This is a genomic window from Methylobacterium currus (genome assembly GCF_003058325.1).
Lineage (GTDB): Bacteria > Pseudomonadota > Alphaproteobacteria > Rhizobiales > Beijerinckiaceae > Methylobacterium > Methylobacterium currus.
The window spans coordinates 5,826,272-5,840,924 of sequence record NZ_CP028843.1; the positions used below are offsets into that span (position 1 = coordinate 5,826,272).

General features: G+C 72.5%; 10 protein-coding genes. 9 read left to right on the forward strand and 1 reads right to left on the reverse strand.

Annotated features, from left to right (window positions below):
- Positions 1–25 precede the first annotated feature (25 nt).
- The 3 genes from DA075_RS26785 to DA075_RS26795 all read left to right on the forward strand — a co-directional run bounded on the left by DA075_RS26785 (position 26) and on the right by DA075_RS26795 (position 2,900).
- The gene (locus DA075_RS26785) at positions 26–1,096 is read left to right on the forward strand and encodes an endonuclease/exonuclease/phosphatase family protein (RefSeq protein WP_244936362.1); all 1,071 of its coding nucleotides are present in this window, start codon (positions 26–28) and stop codon (positions 1,094–1,096) included.
- A gap of 96 nt (positions 1,097–1,192) precedes the next feature.
- Positions 1,193–1,951 (forward strand): FadR/GntR family transcriptional regulator, encoded by a 759-nt coding sequence (locus DA075_RS26790; RefSeq protein WP_099955814.1) that lies wholly within the window; start codon positions 1,193–1,195, stop codon positions 1,949–1,951.
- A gap of 22 nt (positions 1,952–1,973) precedes the next feature.
- On the forward strand, positions 1,974–2,900 hold the full coding sequence (locus tag DA075_RS26795; RefSeq protein WP_099955815.1) for a dihydrodipicolinate synthase family protein: 927 nt from the start codon (positions 1,974–1,976) through the stop codon (positions 2,898–2,900).
- An 84-nt stretch (positions 2,901–2,984) separates the two neighbouring features.
- On the opposite strand, the gene DA075_RS36115 is transcribed toward DA075_RS26795, so the two are convergent.
- Positions 2,985–3,221, reverse strand: a complete 237-nt coding sequence (locus DA075_RS36115) for a hypothetical protein (RefSeq protein ID WP_123834440.1) — start codon at positions 3,219–3,221, stop codon at positions 2,985–2,987.
- A 334-nt stretch (positions 3,222–3,555) separates the two neighbouring features.
- Here DA075_RS36115 and DA075_RS26800 point away from each other — a divergent pair, with 334 nt between their 5' ends.
- The 6 genes from DA075_RS26800 to DA075_RS26825 all read left to right on the forward strand — a co-directional run bounded on the left by DA075_RS26800 (position 3,556) and on the right by DA075_RS26825 (position 14,429).
- Positions 3,556–6,711, forward strand: a complete 3,156-nt coding sequence (locus DA075_RS26800; RefSeq protein WP_164712493.1) for a beta strand repeat-containing protein — start codon at positions 3,556–3,558, stop codon at positions 6,709–6,711.
- Positions 6,708–7,382 (forward strand): hypothetical protein, encoded by a 675-nt coding sequence (locus tag DA075_RS37730; RefSeq protein WP_420813080.1) that lies wholly within the window; start codon positions 6,708–6,710, stop codon positions 7,380–7,382. Before DA075_RS26800 ends, DA075_RS37730 begins: the two co-directional genes overlap by 4 nt.
- Before the next feature lie 176 nt (positions 7,383–7,558).
- Positions 7,559–8,569 carry an AAA family ATPase gene (locus DA075_RS26810; protein WP_099955817.1) on the forward strand — a complete coding sequence of 337 codons (1,011 nt, stop codon included), beginning with the start codon at positions 7,559–7,561 and terminating at the stop codon, positions 8,567–8,569.
- A 4-nt stretch (positions 8,570–8,573) separates the two neighbouring features.
- Positions 8,574–9,488 (forward strand): DUF58 domain-containing protein, encoded by a 915-nt coding sequence (locus DA075_RS26815; protein ID WP_099955818.1) that lies wholly within the window; start codon positions 8,574–8,576, stop codon positions 9,486–9,488.
- A gap of 11 nt (positions 9,489–9,499) precedes the next feature.
- Positions 9,500–12,322 (forward strand): DUF4159 domain-containing protein, encoded by a 2,823-nt coding sequence (locus DA075_RS26820; protein ID WP_099955819.1) that lies wholly within the window; start codon positions 9,500–9,502, stop codon positions 12,320–12,322.
- Between the two features lie 28 nt (positions 12,323–12,350).
- Positions 12,351–14,429 (forward strand): hypothetical protein, encoded by a 2,079-nt coding sequence (locus DA075_RS26825; RefSeq protein ID WP_099955820.1) that lies wholly within the window; start codon positions 12,351–12,353, stop codon positions 14,427–14,429.
- Positions 14,430–14,653: the final 224 nt, after the last annotated feature.

The window sequence follows — 14,653 nt, forward strand, 5'->3', positions numbered from 1 at the left end:
CGTGACCGCCGCGGGGGAAGTGTGCGTGCCGATCTCGACCCTGTCCATCGTCGCCCAGGTCCTGGCCCTGGTCCTCATCGCCGCGACCCTGTTGCCGTTCTGGCGCAGCCGGACCGGGCTGGTGCGCACCTTCGACTTTCCGCGCTTCCAGATCGCCGCCGCGATCCCGCCGGTCCTCGTCCTGCTCGTCGTCGCCGGGCACGACCCGGTTTCCCTCGCCCTCGGAGCGGGGCTCTTAGGCGCGCTCGGGCTGCAACTGCGGCACATCCTGCCCTTCACCCGCGTGACCAGGCCCGCGGCCCGCGCCGCCCCGGCGAAGGCGGACCCAGCCCGGTGCGTGGCGATCCTGATCGTCAACGTGCTGCAATCGAACCGGGCCTACGACCGGCTGCTGGCCGCGGTGGAGCGGAGCGACCCCGATCTGATCCTGGCCCTTGAGACCGATGCGGGCTGGCGCGACGCGCTCGCACCGCTTCGGGCACGCTATCCCCACGGGGTGGATCAACCGCAGGACAACACCTACGGGCTCATGCTCTATTCCCGCCTGCCCCTCGACGACGTGCGGGTGCGCTTCCTGATCGAGGACGACGTGCCGTCCGTGCGCGCCGGCGTGACGCTGCCGTCGGGCGACCGCTTCACCTTCCACGGCGTGCATCCGCGCCCGCCGCATCCGGGCAACAGCAGCGCGACCCGGGACGGGGAGCTGGTGCTGGTCGCCCGCGAGGTCGCGCGCGAGGGTGGTCCCGCGGTGGTGGCGGGCGATCTCAACGATGTCGCCTGGTCGCGCACCACGCGCCTGTTCCAGGCCATCGGCGGCCTCCTCGACCCGCGGGTGGGGCGCGGCGCCTACCCGACCTTCCATGCCGGCTGGCCGATCCTGCGCTGGCCCCTCGACCACGTCTTCTTCAGCGAGCACTTCCTGCTCGCCCGGCTGGAGCGGCTGCCGCCGATCGGCTCCGACCATTTCCCGATCCTGATCGCCTTGTGCCAGGATCCGCGGGCCGAGGCCGTGCAGGAGCCGCCGGCCGCCGATGCCGCGGACCGGCGGGAGGGCGCCGAGGCGGTAGCGGAGGCACGGGAGGCGGCGGAGTCGTGAAAAGTCAAACAGTATGACTTTTCAGCCGGGCGTCGTCGTGCTGTAACGGACCGGCCGGCGCCGCGGGGGCGCCGCCCCGGTCGGTTCGTCACGCGGATGCGCGTCCCCTTCGCCACGCCTCACATCGCTTCACCGGGCGCCGGCCTGGTGGTGATCCCGGCCGGACGGGCCCGTTCCAATCACGCCGAGGTGGCGCGCAGCCTCGGCACCGCGATCATCGCCGGCCGCTACACGGCCGGCGCCAAGCTGCCGGGGGATGGCGAATTGCTGGCGGCCTTCCGGGTGTCGCGGCCGGTCCTGCGCGAGAGCGTCAAGACCCTGGTGGCCAAGGGGCTCCTCACCACCCGGGCCCGGGTCGGCACGGTGGTGCGCGAGCGCGCCGCCTGGAACATGTTCGATGCCGACGTGCTGGCCTGGCACCTGGAGGCCGGCATCGACCGGCGCTTCCTGCGCGACCTCGCGGAGATCCGCCTCGCGGTCGAGCCGGCGGCGGCGGCGCTCGCCGCCGAGCGCCGGACCCAGGACGACCTCGCCGCGCTCGAGGCGGGGCTCGCGCAGATGCGGGCCGAACCGTCCGATTCCGCCGGCTTCGCGGAGGGCGACCTCGCGCTCCACGTCGCGGTGACGGTCGCCTCCGGCAACCCGTTCATGCGCTCGATCGGCAGCGTGATCGAGGTGGCTCTGCGCGCCTCGTTCCAGCTCAGCGCCCCGGTCGAGGCGGCGGAGCGCGAGACGACGCTCGCGGCCCACGCGGCCATCGTCGCGGCCATCGCCGCCCGAGACCCCGAAGGAGCGGCCGAGGCCGTCCGGCAGGTCATCCATAACGGCCTGCGCCGCCACGGCGCCGCGGCCTGAACAGACATGGAGGCAAACCCCGATGACGACAGCGTCCCGCCCCTATCGCGGCGTCTTCCCCGTTGCGCCGACGATTTTTCACGATGACGGCACCCTCGATCTCGACGGCCAGCGCCGGGCGATCGACTTCATGATCGAGGCCGGCTCGCACGGCCTGTGCATCCTCGCCAACTTCTCCGAGCAGTTCGTCCTCACCGATGCCGAGCGCGACGAGGTGATGAAGGCCGTGCTCGAGCACGTCGCCGGCCGCGTGCCGGTGATCGTGACGACCACGCATTTTGCCACCCATATCTGCGCCGAGCGCTCGCGGCGGGCGCAGGATCTCGGCGCCGCCATGGTGATGATCATGCCGCCCTATCACGGGGCGACGATCCGGGTGACGGAAGCCGGCATCGAGCGGTTCTTCCGTCAGGTCTCGGACGCGATCTCGATCCCGATCATGATCCAGGACGCGCCGGTCTCCGGCACCACGCTCTCGGCCGCCTTCCTGGCGCGGCTCGCACGCGAGGTCGGACAAGTCTCCTACTTCAAGATCGAGACCGCCCAGGCCGCGGCGAAGCTCCGCACCCTGCTGGAGCTCGGCGGCGACGCGATCGAGGGCCCGTGGGACGGCGAGGAGGCGATCACCCTGCTGGCCGACCTCGATGCGGGCGCCACCGGGGCCATGACCGGCGGCGGCTATCCCGATGGCATCCGCCAGATCATCGATCCCTACCTCGCCGGCCGGCGCGACGAGGCGGTGCTGGCCTATGGCCGCTGGCTGCCGCTCATCAACTACGAGAACCGCCAGACCGGGCTCGCCGCGGCCAAGATCCTGATGAAGGAAGGCGGCATCATCCGCTCCGACGCGGTGCGGGCCCCCCTGGAGCTGCCGCATCCGGCGACGCGGGCCGGGCTGATCGAGATCGCCCGGAATCTCGACGCGGCGGTTTTGCGCTGGGGGCGGTGACGATCTCGATTCGGAGCCGACCTGAAGTCTTGATACCCGCAGGGTGGTTCCAGGGCCCAGCGGCGGGTTCCGGAATTCGGACACTCAGGTCATGCAGAACGAATAAGGGCACCTCACGAAACTCCCGGCCACTGTCGTCGCTCGCTGTGGCGGCGTCGGCGCAGCGGGAGTTTCGTGAGAGACACCAAGTCGTCGGGCGAGCGGCGTGTCGTGGTCGATCGTGTCGAAACTCAGCGTGCCACCGATCTCCGGCAGATCGACGATCTCGGTGCAGATGACGGCCGAGCGGCCGCATTCCGGATTCCGGCAACGCACCGTCATCGATCGCCGGTCCCGGCACGAGGCAAGCGACCCCGCCGGTTCCACGCCAGATGGCGCTCTGCTCTACACTCTCCCGAGAGAATTACGTAACGAAATCTTTTCGGGGCTGTTCAGATCACAAATCCGACGCCCGTACCCAATGGTCATGACTTTAGGGAAAGTTCGGTTTAATTTGTGTTGCTGAAAAAACACATAATCGAAAAAATAGAATTCGCCAGTGTTTCGACGGCGGTCCTGTCTGTATCGAATCATCATTATTTCATAAGAACTGCGTCGTGGGCGCAGCCGATCCGATCTGCGCTCGAACGAGCGCATGGATCCGGCGGGGCCCCTTATGAATGATCTGTTGCAGGCGCGCGGTAGATTGCGTCAGGCGTGTCTCGCTTCGTGCTCGATGCTGCTCCTGATGACGATCGGCTGCGGCGATCCTGCACAGGCCGCGGTCGAATATGTCAAGATTTGCTCCAGCTTCGGTGCCCATTTCTTCTACGTTCCGGGCACCGACACATGTGCCTACGGCGCCAACCTGCCGGTGATCGCGAACACCCTGCAGGGGCCGATCTCGACCCAACCCGGCACGGGCGCGGCGGGCTACGGCTTCTCGTCCTTCAGCAACGGCCTGAACAGCGTCGCCATCGGCGATCATGCGTTCTCGGGAGGCGATCCGTTCAGCGCGAGCCCAGGGACGCTCAATGGTCTAGCCAGCATCGACGGCTCGGCGCCGGTCAGCGCCTTCTCGAACAGCAATACCACGGCGGTCGGTCAGGGTTCTCGGGCAGGGGCCGGCGCGGCAGGTCAGGACAACGCGACGGCGATCGGGCAGGGCGCGACGGCCAATGGCGCCAACGCCACGGCCCTTGGCCAGGGCGCGACGGCGACGGGCGCCGGCGGGGTGGCGCTCGGCCAGGGTTCGGTCGCCGATCAGGCGAATACCGTCTCGGTCGGCGCGGTGGGCGCCGAGCGGCGCATCGTCAACGTCGCCCCCGGCACGATCGGGGCGGGCTCGACCGACGCGGTCAATGGCCAGCAGCTATTCACCGTGAGCCAGCAGGCGGCCAACGGCGTCAACGCTCTCGGCACGGCCACCGCAGCGGCTATCGGAGGGGGCGCGACCTACAACGCGGCCACCAACAGCATCTCAGGCCTGAATTATGGCCTTAACGGCTCGCAGGCGGCATACACCGATGCCCTCTCCGGTCTCCAGGCCATGGCGTCCGGCGCGGCCGGGCCAATCCAGTATGCTACGCCCGGAACGCCCGGAAACGCACTCAACCTCGTCGGCGTGGGCGGGGCGGTGTCCCTCGGCAACGTCGCCGCGGGTGCCTTGACGGCCACGTCCACCGATGCGGTGAACGGCGCGCAGCTCTTCGCGACGAACCAGACCGTGGCGAATGCCGGCAACGCCGTCGCCACGGCGCTGGGCGGCGGCGCCTCCTACGCCTCGGCGACCGGCACCCTTACCGGCCCGACCTACACCTTCGGCAACGGAGCGCAGTTCACCAGCGTCGGCGGGGCGCTCGGCAACCTCGATACCCGCACGACGGCGAACACGTCCGGCCTCGCGGCGCTCCAGGCGGGCCAGTCCGGCCTCGCTCAGCAGGCCGCGCCCGATACCGCGGTGACGGTGGGCGCCGCGACCGGCGGCACAATGGTCAACATGGCCGGCACGGCGGGCAACCGTCAGGTCACCGGGGTCGCCGCGGGCGCGCTGACGGCCACGTCCGCCGACGCGGTGAACGGCGCGCAGCTCTTCGCGACGAACCAGACCGTGGCGAATGCCGGCAACGCCGTTGCGAGGGCGGCCATGGCGCTGGGCGGCGGCGCCTCCTACGCCTCGGCGACCGGCGCCTTCACCGGCCCGACCTACACCTTCGGCAACGGAGCGCAGTTCACCAGCGTCGGCGGGGCGCTCGGCAACCTCGATACCCGCACGACGGCGAACACGGCCGGCCTCGCGGCGCTCCAGGCGGGCCAATCGGGCCTCGTTCAGCAGGCCGCGCCCGATACCGCGGTGACGGTGGGCGCCGCGACCGGTGGCACAATGGTCAACATGGCCGGCACGGCGGGCAACCGTCAGGTCACCGGGGTCGCCGCGGGTGCCTTGACGGCCACGTCCGCCGACGCGGTGAACGGCGCGCAGCTCTTCGCGACGAACCAGACCGTGGCGAATGCCGGCAACGCCGTCGCCACGGCGCTGGGCGGCGGCGCCTCCTACGCCTCGGCGACCGGCGCCTTCACCGGCCCGACCTACACCTTCGGCAACGGAGCGCAGTTCACCAGCGTCGGCGGGGCGCTCGGCAACCTCGATACCCGCACGACGGCGAACACGGCCGGCCTCGCGGCGCTCCAGGCGGGCCAATCCGGCCTCGTTCAGCAGGCCGCGCCCGATACCGCGGTGACGGTGGGCGCCGCGACCGGCGGCACAATGGTCAACATGGCCGGCACGGCGGGCAACCGTCAGGTCACCGGGGTCGCCGCGGGCGCGCTGACGGCCACGTCCGCCGATGCGGTGAACGGCGCGCAGCTCTTTGCCACCAACACCCAACTTGCCGCGAACACGAGCGCTCTCGGAGTGTTGCAGGGACAGACGACAACCAACACCGCCAACATCGCGGCGCTCCAGAACGGCACGAGCGGCGTGTTCGTCGCCACCCATCCGGGCGATGCCGCCGCACCGTCGGTCTCGGGCACCGGCGCGTTGGCCGGCGGCTTCGCGGCTGTCGCACGAGGGGAGGCGACCGTCGCCATCGGCACGGGCGCGCGGGCGACGCAGTCCGGCGCGACGGCCATCGGCACCAACGCCGTGGCCTCGGGCGATCCGACCACGGCGGTCGGCTTCAGCGCCCAGGCCACCGGCAACGAGGCGTCCGCCTTCGGCGGTCTGGCCGTCGCGACGGGCGACAACGCCACCGCTCTGGGTCGCTCGGCCCATGCGGGCGGGGCCAACGCCGTGGCCGTGGGCGCCTTCTCCTCGGCGATGCAGGCCGATAGCGTGGCGATCGGCCAGGGCGTCGCCACGACACGGGCGAACCAGATCGCCATCGGCTCGGCCACCCAGACCTACACCCTGGCGGGCCTCGCCTCGGCGCAGAGCCTGGCGGCCCAGACCGGCGCCACGGCCTTCGTGACCACCGACGCATCCGGAAACCTCGCCGCCTCTTCGATCGGCCCCAACACCATCGCGGCCCTCGACGGACGTGTGTCCGGCCTTGAGGCCGGCCTCGGCAGCCTGTCGCGGTACGCCGTCGAGTCCCGCAAGGAGGCCCGTCGGGGCATCGCTTCGGCGATGGCCCTGGCCTCGGCATCGCTTCCCTCGGCACCGGGGCGCCTGAGTTACGTGCTGAACGGCGCGACGTTCCGAGGCGAATATGCGGTCGGCGGCTCGGTGGCCTATCGGCTGGATATCAATCGCCCGGTCGCAGTCACGTTGGGCGTGGCCGGCGGCGCGGGCAATGTCGGTGCGCGCATTGGTATCATGGGTGAATTGTGACACGTCTCCCCGGCTCGCGCGGGGCAGCGGCGCTCGTCGCCCTGCTCACCTTGACAGACCCCTCCGCGACATGGGCGCAGGGTCATCCCCAGGAGACGCAGCAACAGCCACGGCCGGCGCAGATCGATCGGAACGGCGTCCTCATTCTGATCCGCTCCACGCTGCTGGCGTTGCAGCACGGCAATGAAACCGGCAACTATACCGTCCTGCGGGACCTCGCGGCTCCTGGCTTTCATGACGCCAACACCGCGGCGCGCCTCGGAGAAATCTTCGCGAGCCAACGCACTCAGAAGCTCGACCTGTCGGGTGTCGCCGTCCTGGATCCGCAACTGACGCTGCTGCCGCAGATCGAAAGCAACGGCTTGCTGCACCTTGCGGGATTCTTTCCGTCCGTACCCTCCCAGGTGAATTTCGAATTGCTGTTCGCGCCGGTGGACGGCCGCTGGCGGGTCTTCGGCATCTCGGTGGTGATCGGCTCCGCCGCGCCGACGGCGCCTCCACTGCCGCAGGTGCAGGGCGTCCCGTCCCCCACGCCCACACCCACACCCACACCCACGTCCAAGCCGGAACCCAAGCCGGAACCCAAGCACGGGCCGAGGAGAGCGACCCCGCCCAAGACCACTCCGAGAGCGGGGTCTGAAGACAAGCCGGTGGAATCGGCTCCTCAATAGGAGCCGGCCCCATCGGTCATTCTACGATCGAGATCCTTGCAGGGCGGGGAGGGATGGCGTGTGGGCCCTCCGCCCTGCGTCGTCGCGCCGACCTTGCTTTGCGGTGCGGAAGGGATCCACACTCGCGGATCACCGACCGGCGCCAGCGGCGCCCCGGACGACGACGAGGACCCCGCATGATAGAAGCCAGCGCGCCGGCCGCCGCGACCCCGATGGATGACGGCATCGTCGCCGCCGCGGAGGCCTGCCTGGCCAGCGTCGGGCGCGCCCGGGAGGCGATCCACGGGGTCATCTTCGGGCAGGAGACGGTAGTCGACCTCGCGCTGGTCACGGTGCTGGCGGGCGGCCACGGGCTGCTGGTCGGCCTGCCGGGCCTCGCCAAGACCAAGCTGGTCGAGACGCTGGGCACCGTGCTCGGGCTCGATGCGCGCCGGGTGCAGTTCACCCCCGACCTGATGCCCTCCGACATCCTCGGCACCGAGATCCTCGACGAGGACCAGGACCGGCACCGCTCGTTCCGCTTCGTGCGCGGGCCGATCTTCACCCAGCTCCTGATGGCCGACGAGATCAACCGCGCCAGCCCCCGCACCCAGTCGGCGCTGCTCCAGGCGATGCAGGAGCGCTTCGTCTCGGTGGCCGGCGAGCGCCACGACCTGCCGCGGCCGTTCCACGTCCTGGCGACCCAGAACCCGATCGAGCAGGAGGGCACCTACCCGCTGCCCGAGGCCCAGCTCGACCGCTTCCTGCTCGAGATCGACGTCGGCTATCCCGACCGCGCCGCCGAGCGGCGCATCCTGCTCGAGACCACCGGCGCCGAGGAGCACCGGGCGCAACCCGTGATGGACACCGAGAGCCTGCTCTCGGCCCAGCGCCTGGTGCGGCGCCTGCCCGTCGGTGAGGCGGTGGTCGAGGCGATCCTCGACCTCGTGCGCGCCGCGCGCCCCGCCGGGGGTGACGCCGCCATCGCCGACAAGCTCCTCTGGGGCCCCGGCCCCCGTGCCAGCCAGGCCCTGATGCTGGCGGTGCGCGCCCGCGCGCTGATCGAGGGAAGGGTCGCGCCCTCCGTCGACGACGTCGCGGCGCTGGCCGAGCCGGTGTTGAAGCACCGCATGGCGCTGACCTTCGCGGCCCGGGCCGACGGCGAGACCATCCCCGGCCTGATCGGCCGCCTCGTCGGGCGGCTCTGACCCGGTGGCCTCGACGCGCGTCCTCGACGCGGCCGCCCGCGCCCCCGGCCGGCGCGAGACCGAGACCGCCCTCTCGCTCGCCGAGCGGATGCCGCGCCTGATCCTGGAGGCCCGCCGGGTCGCCGCGACCCTGGCGCATGGGCTGCACGGGCGCCGGCGGGCCGGCCCGGGCGAGAGCTTCTGGCAGTTCCGCCCCTTCGTCGCCGGGGAGGCGGCGAGCCGGATCGACTGGCGCCGCTCGGCCAGGGACGACCGGCTCTACGTCCGCGAGCGCGAGTGGGAGGCCGCCCACACCGTCTGGTTGTGGGTCGACCGCTCGGCCTCGATGGGCTTCGGCTCCGCCCTCGCCCAGGCGCCCAAGATCGAGCGCGCCCTCGTCCTGGCGCTGGCGCTCGGCGACACGTTCGTGGAGGCCGGCGAGCGGGTCGGGCTGCTCGGTCTCTCCCGGCCGCAGGCCGCCCGCACCATCGTCGAGCGGATGGCTGAGACGCTGGTCGCCGACACGTCCGGCCTCGACGAGGACCTGCCGCCCCGCGCACCCGTCGGGCGCTTCGACGAGGCGGTGCTGATCGGCGACTTCCTCTCTCCCCCCGAGCAGGTGCGGGCCTCGGTCGCGGCCATCGCGGCGGCCGGCAGCCGCGGCCACCTGGTGATGGTGGTCGATCCGGTCGAGGAGACGTTCCCGTTCTCCGGCCAGGCCGAATTGCACGACCTCGAGGCCGGATTGTCGCTCAGGGTCGGCGATGCCGCGGCCTGGGGCGAGGCCTATCGCCGGCGGATCCGCGCGCATCGCGACGCGTTGGCGGAGATCGTCCGGGCCCAGGGCTGGACGCTCACGCTGCACCGCACCGACCGGCCGGCGAGCGAGGCGGCGCTCCGCGTCGTCACCCTGGTCGCCGCCGCCCGCGGCGCGGGCTGAGGACGCCTTCGATGTTCGGACTGCCCCTCAGCTTCGCCGCCCCCGCCGCCCTCGCGGCCCTGATCGCCCTGCCGGCGCTCTGGTACCTGCTGCGCGTGACGCCGCCGCGGCCGCGGCGGATCGACTTCCCGCCTTTGCGCATCCTCGCGGACCTGCTGCCGGAGCGCGAAACCCCGGCCCGCACTCCGCCCTGGCTGCTCGCCCTGCGCCTCATCGCCGCCGCCTGCCTGATCCTGGCAGTGTCGGGGCCGGTCTGGAACCCGACACCACAGGGGGCGGGCGACGGGCGCACGCCTCTCGTCCTCATCCTCGACAACGGGTTCTCCGCCGCGCAGGACTGGCGCGACCGGATCCGCGTCGCCACCGCCGAGGTCGAGGCGGCAGCGCGCGCCGGGCGGCCCGTGGCGCTGCTTCCCACCGCCTCGGGCCCCGTGGCTTTGGAGGCTACCGGCCCCGGCCCGGCCCTGGAGCGCCTGCGCGCCGTCGAGCCGCTGCCGCACCTCGCCGACCGCTCGGCGCATCTCGCCACGCTGTCGGCCTTCCTGGAGCGGGCGCCGGGCTCGGCCGTGGTCTGGATCCATGACGGCGTCGCGGGTCCCGACGGCGAGTCCTTCCCGGCGGGGCTGGCCCAGGCCGCCGTCCGCGGCCGCGCCGACGTCACCGTGCTCAAGGCCGAGCGTCCGCCGGCTCTGGCGCTGGCCGGCCCTGATTCGTCGGGCGGGCAGCTCGGCGTCAGCGTGGTGCGGGCCGCCGCCAACGGGCGCGATTCCGGCACGGTCCGGGCCCTCGACGCCAAGGGCCTGCCGCTGGCCGAGACGAATTTTGCCTTCGCGGGCGACGCCACCGCCACGGAGGTCCGCTTCGACCTGCCGGTGGAGCTGCGCAACACCATCGCGCGGTTCGAGGTCGCCGGCGAGCGCTCGGCCGGCGCCGTGGTGCTCGCCGACGAGCGCGGCCGGCGCCGCCGCGTCGGCCTCGTCTTCGGCGGCACCAGCGACCAGGCCCAGCCGCTGCTCTCGCCGACCTACTATCTCTCCCGGGCGCTGACCCCCTTCGCCGACGTGCAGGAGCCCCGGGGCGGGCGCGGCGTCGCCGAGTCGATCGGCCAGATGCTCGATTCCCAGGTCTCGGTGCTGGTGCTCGCCGATGTGGGCGCCCTCGACCCCGCCACCCTGGAGCGGGTCTCCGCCTTCGTCGACAAGGGCGGGCTGCTCCTGCGCTTCGCCGGGCCGCGGCTCGCCGCCGGCAGCGACGACCTCGTGCCGGTGCGCCTGCGCCGCGGCGGTCGCAGCCTCGGCGGCACCCTGTCCTGGGACAGCCCGCGCACGCTGGCGCCCTTCGCGCCCGAGAGCCCCTTCGCGGGCCTGACGCCGCCGGCGGATATCGGCGTGCGGCGCCAGATCCTCGCCGAGCCGGACGGCGAGCTCGCCCGGCGCACCTGGGCCGCCCTGCAGGACGGCACCCCGATCGTCACCGCCGCCAAGCGGGGGGAGGGCATGGTGGTTCTGGTTCACGTCACCGCCGACACCACCTGGTCGAACCTGCCGCTCTCGGGGCTGTTCGTGACCATGCTGCGCCGGGTCGTCGCGCTCGCCGGCACCACCCCGCCGACGGCCGGCGCCGCCCCGGGCGCGCCCCCGCCGGTGCTTGCCCCGCGCCTGACCCTCGACGGGTTCGGCGCCCTGAAGGGGCCACAGGCCACCGCCCGGGCGGTCCCGGCGACCTGGACCGAGCGGGCGACGCCGGAGCACCCGCCGGGCTATTACGGCCCCGCCGATGGCGGGCTGGCGGTCAACGCGCTGACGGCCGACGACCGGCTGAAGCCCCTCGACCTCAAGGCGCTCGCCGGCGCCCGCTTCGGCGGCCTGGAGGAGGCACGCACCCGCGACCTGCGCGGGCCGTTCTTCCTCGTGGCCCTGCTGCTCCTCGCCCTCGACACCCTGGCGAGCCTGTGGCTCGGCGGCTTCCTCGGGCTGATGGCGGCGCGGCTGCGCCGCCGGCCGGCGGCCGCCGTCCTGATCCTCGGCCTCTTGGTGCTGGGTGCCGCGCCCGGACCGGTGCGCGCCGCCGAGCCAGCCGCCAACCGGCCGAACGGCATCGAATCGGCCCTCGTCACCCGCATCGCCTACGTGGTGACGGGGGACGCGACCACCGACGAGACCAGCCGGGCGGGCCTCGCCGGCCTGACCCAGATGCTGGCGAGCCGCACCGCGCTCGAACCCGGCGAGCCCGCCGGCATCGATCCGGCCCGGGACGAGCTCGCCTTCTACCCACTGATCTACTGGCCGATCGTGCCGAGCCGGCCGCTTCCGGGCGAGGCCACGATCCGGCGCATCGACGCCTTCATGAAGAACGGCGGCACGGTGATCTTCGACACCCGCGACGCGATGACGGCCCGCCCCGGCGGCCCGCCGACGCCCGAAGCCCTCTACCTCCAGCGCATGCTCGCGACCCTGGAGGTGCCGGAGCTGGAGCCGGTGCCCCGCGACCACGTGCTCACCAAGGCGTTCTACCTCGTCGACGGCTTCCCCGGCCGCTACGCCACCGGCCAGACCTGGGTCGAGGCCCTGCCGCCGGCCGGCGACGGGGCTGAGCGCCGCCCGGCCCGGGCCGGCGACGGCGTCTCGCCGATCGTCATCACGGGCAACGACCTCGCCTCCGCCTGGGCGGTCGGCCGGCGCGGCGAGGCGCTCTATCCACTCGTCGGCGGCGATCCGCGCCAGCGCGAGATGGCCTTCCGCGGCGGCGTCAACCTCGTGATGTACGCGCTCACCGGCAACTACAAGGCCGACCAGGTCCACGTGCCGGCGCTGCTGGAGAGATTGGGGCAGTGAAGCACAGCGTCACCCGACGGTATCCCTCATGCTCAGCCTGAGTTTCGCCCCGCTCGTCCCCGTCCCGGTCCTCTGGGGCATGGCCGGACTCGCCGCGATCCTCGCCGTGGTCGCGTTCGTCGCCCGCGGGCCGGTCGCGCTGCTGCGCGTCCTCGTCCTCGCCCTCGTGCTCCTGGCGCTCGCCAACCCCTCGCTGGTCCAGGAGGAGCGCGAGCCGGTCAAGGACGTGGTCGCCGTGGTCGTCGATCGCTCGGGGTCGCAAGGACTCGGCGACCGGCCGGCGATGACCGATCGGGTGCGGGCGGAGCTGGAGCGGCGCCTCGGCAGCCTCAACGCGATCGAGCCGCGCTTCGTCGAGGTGCCGGAATCCGGTGGCGACGAGGGCACGCGGCTGTTCACGGCCCTGTCGGGGGCGCTCGCCGACGTACCACCCGATCGCCTCGCCGGCGTGGTGATGCTGACCGACGGCGTCGTGCACGACATCCCGGCGAACCTCGCATCGCTGAGCTTCAAGGCGCCGCTCCACGTCCTGGTCACCGGCCGGCCCGACGAGCGCGACCGGCAGATCCGCCTGATCGAGGCGCCGCGCTTCGGCATCGTCGGGCGCGACCAGACCATCCGCGCCGAGGTGATGGAGCGCGGCGGCACCGGCTCGGCCGTCGTGACCGTGCGCCGCGACGGCGAGGAGGTGGTGCGCCAGTCCGTCCGCACCGGCCAGCCCTTCGGCCTGACCCTGCGGGTCGAGCATGGCGGCCCGAACGTCGTGGAGATCGAGGCCGAGGCGCTGCCGGGCGAATTGACCACCGCCAACAACCGGGCGGTGCTGCCGATCGAGGGCATCCGCGAGAAGCTGCGGGTGCTGCTCGTGTCCGGCGAGCCCCATGCGGGCGAGCGCACCTGGCGCAACCTGCTCAAGTCGGACGCCAATGTCGACCTCGTCCACTTCACCATCCTGCGCCCGCCCGAGAAGCAGGACGGCACCCCAATCTCCGAATTGTCGCTGATCGCCTTCCCGACCCGCGAGCTGTTCCAGCAGAAGATCAAGGATTTCGACCTCATCATCTTCGACCGCTACGCCAACCAGAGTGTGCTGCCGTCGAGCTACTTCGACAACATCGTGCGCTACGTGCGAGAGGGCGGGGCGCTCTTGATCGCCGCCGGGCCTGAATTCGCCTCCGCCGCCAGCCTCGCCCGCACGCGGCTCGCCGCGATCCTGCCGGGCGAGCCGAACGGCCGGGTGGTCGAGCGGCCCTACAAGGCGGCGCTCACCGGCAGCGGCCAGCGCCACCCGGTCACCCGCGACCTGCCCGGGTCCGAGGCCTCGCCGCCCGCTTGGGGCGACTGGCTGCGCCTGATCGGCGCCGAGGTCCGCCCCGGGATCACCCCGATCATGGCCGGAGCCGACTCCCTGCCGCTCCTCGCCCTCTCCCGGGAGGAGAAGGGCCGGGTGGCGCTCCTCCTCTCCGACCATGCCTGGCTTTGGGCCCGGGGCTATCAGGAGGGCGGGCCGCATCTCGACCTGCTGCGCCGCCTCGGCCACTGGCTGATGAAGGAGCCGGCCCTCGAAGAAGAGGCGTTGCGCGCCTCCGCCACCGGGCACGGCCGCGAGGTCCGGGTCGAGCGCCAGACCATGGGCGACACCGCCGAGCCCGTCACCGTGACGGCACCGAGCGGCAAAGCCCGCACCCTGACGCTGAACCCCGACAAGCCGGGCCTGTTCGCCGCCGGCTTCGAGGCCGAGGAACTCGGCCTGCACACCCTGCGGGCCGGCAATCTGGTGGCGTTCGTCAGCGTCGGCCCGGCCAACCCGCGCGAGCTGGTCGACGTGTTCAGCGACACCGAGCGCCTGCGCAGCATCGCCGAGGCCACCGGCGGCTCGGTCCGCCGCCTCGCCGAGGCCGGCGGCGGGATCGCCGTGCCGCGGCTGCAGATCGCCCGCTCCGGCCGTCTTGCCGGCTCCGACTGGATCGGCTTCCGCCCGAGCGACAGCGCGGTGGTGCGGGGCGTCTCGGTCTATCCGCTGGGCTTAGGCCTCGCGGCGCTGGCGGCGCTGGCGGCGGCCGTCCTGGCGATGTGGCTGGCGGAGGGGCGGCGCGGGCGGGTCTGACCAGGGATCGGCCAAGCGCCACAAGCACTTGCCGGGATTGGCTCAGGCTTCCCCGCAGCCGCGCGTCAGGGCATGGCTGCCGGAAGCTGTCCTGCAAGATCCTGTGGCAATGACCTGAAGCGGCTGCGAAAACCCGTCGGCTCCGACCCGAGGGTGACGGCTGTCCGCGGCAGGGCGCATCGCCGATCCGAGGGCCTGGGTCTCCGGGTGTGCCGGCATCATGC